Below are 1,888 nucleotides of genomic sequence, written 5' to 3' on the forward strand. Positions count from 1 at the left end.
TCCCGTCCGGGTAGACACCGGAGTGCCCGGTAGCAGGTCCCGGTCCGTCGGAGAGATCCGGCGGGCTGAGCGGGATGTCAAGAGCCCCTTTGGGGGGAGCAAGCGCGCGGGCCGTAGCGTGAAGCGAACCTTGCAGCCTCGTCAGATCTACAGCGAAGAAGCCGAGCCCCTCATGTCAGGGCGAAGGCCATGTCCTGAAGGCCCTGTTCCGGGGTCAGCCTTCAGGGTTCTTCCGGGGTAGGGAGGGCGGCACGTGTGCACAGTCTGGGCCGGAACAGGAGAGACCCGCTCTGACCACGCCTGGCATCAGGCACGAGACCGGACATATAAGCCGATGGTGAAGTCGTCCGGAGGACAGCGGGAGTCCGAGGGGGCCGTAGTACCGCTGATCGGCGTGCAACATAACGCGCTGGGAGGGAAGGACCCCCACTTTGATCACGTCCGTAGCGGAGGTAAGCGCGAGGGCATGACCGGGGCCGCCCGGTTCAACCACCCCGTCGGGGCATCCCCTGTCGTAGTCGACGGACATGCGTCCGTGGCGAAAGTGCGAAAACTTCAACGCGGGCTATGGGCTGCGGCCAAGCAGTCACCGGAGCGGCGTTTCCATGCCCTGTTTGACCGTATCCACAGAGGTGATGTGCTGTGGGAGGCATGGGATCGGGTCCGGGCCAACAGAGGAAGTGCCGGGGTGGATCGGGTCACCCTGGCATTCGTGGAGAAGGAGTATGGGGTTGGCCGGCTTCTCGGTGAGCTTCAGAATTCTCTGCGTACAGGTGTGTATCGTCCCGCGCCCGCCAGGCGCGTGGATATCCCAAAGCCGCAGGGTGGCGTGAGACCGCTGGGTATTCCTGCGGTACGCGACAGGGTGGCCCAGCAGGCGGCGAAGATTGTTTTGGAGCCGGTATTCGAGGCGGACTTTGCTCCGTGCTCGTACGGATTTCGGCCGAAGCGGTCGGCGACGCAGGCGATGGAACGGCTTCGTGTCGGCTTCATCAAGGGACGTCACTTTGTTGTGGAGTTTGATATCCGGAGCTTCTTTGATGAGATCGATCACGATCGGTTGCTCGTCGAGGTGGGGCGCCGGGTATCGGACCGCAGGGTCCTCAAGCTGGTCCGTTTGTGGTTGCAGGCGGGTGTGATGGTGGACGGTGAGGTTCGGCGGACGGTCGCCGGGACGCCTCAGGGCGGGGTGATCTCGCCTTTGCTGGCCAACGTCTACCTGCACGTTCTGGACTCCGGGCTATCGCGGCGCGGAGTGGGTGAGCTGGTGCGGTACGCGGACGACGGCGTCGTCCTGTGCCGTTCGGAACGCCAGGCCAGGGCTGCTCTTGACGCGGTCGGGGAGATCCTGACTTCGCTGGGGCTGCGACTGCACCCGGACAAGACGAAGATTGTTGACCTCAGAGAGGGCCGGGAAGGACTCGACTTCCTCGGCTGCCACTTCAGAGCACGCTTCTCGGGCAGGTCGTGGGAGAAGTACGGGACCGTCCGCTTCTACCTGCACCGCTGGCCCTCGAAAGCGGCGATGAAGAGACTCCGGGACAAGGTCCGGGAACGGACCGACCGCCGTCGGACTGGAATGGATATTCGGGACGTGATTGCGGACCTGAATCCGATCCTGCGCGGCTGGGGTAACTACTTCAGAACCGGGAACGCCGCTGACAAGTTCCAGACCGCTGATCGATATGTCGTATGGCGGCTCCACAGATTGATGGCCAAGAAGCGCGGCCGCAATCTGAGGTCAGGCCAGCGGGCGGAATGGACTGAGGAGTGGTTCAACGGGCATGGCCTGTATCGGCTGGGTGGCACGATTCGCTATCCGAAGGCTGCGTAACCATGTCAAGAAGATCATCGGTAAGCCGTGTGCGGGAAAACCGCACGCACGGAT

Annotated in this window: 1 protein-coding gene; it reads left to right on the forward strand. The window is 63.3% G+C overall.

Features of this window, described 5'->3' with window-relative positions; genetic code table 11:
- Positions 1 to 466 precede the first annotated feature (466 nt).
- Positions 467 to 1,834: a group II intron reverse transcriptase/maturase gene (gene ltrA, locus B9S61_RS24990; RefSeq protein WP_258039846.1), complete on the forward strand. Its 1,368-nt coding sequence runs from the start codon at positions 467 to 469 to the stop codon at positions 1,832 to 1,834.
- Positions 1,835 to 1,888: the final 54 nt, after the last annotated feature.

The organism is Streptomyces sp. SM1, assembly GCF_002910825.1.
GTDB classification, from domain to species: domain Bacteria; phylum Actinomycetota; class Actinomycetes; order Streptomycetales; family Streptomycetaceae; genus Streptomyces; species Streptomyces okerensis.

What these genes read in the sequence shown, in the direction of transcription:
- ltrA (WP_258039846.1), top strand. Translation starts at nt 467, where the DNA reads ATGACCGGGGCCGCCCGGTTCAACCACCCCGTCGGGGCATCCCCTGTC.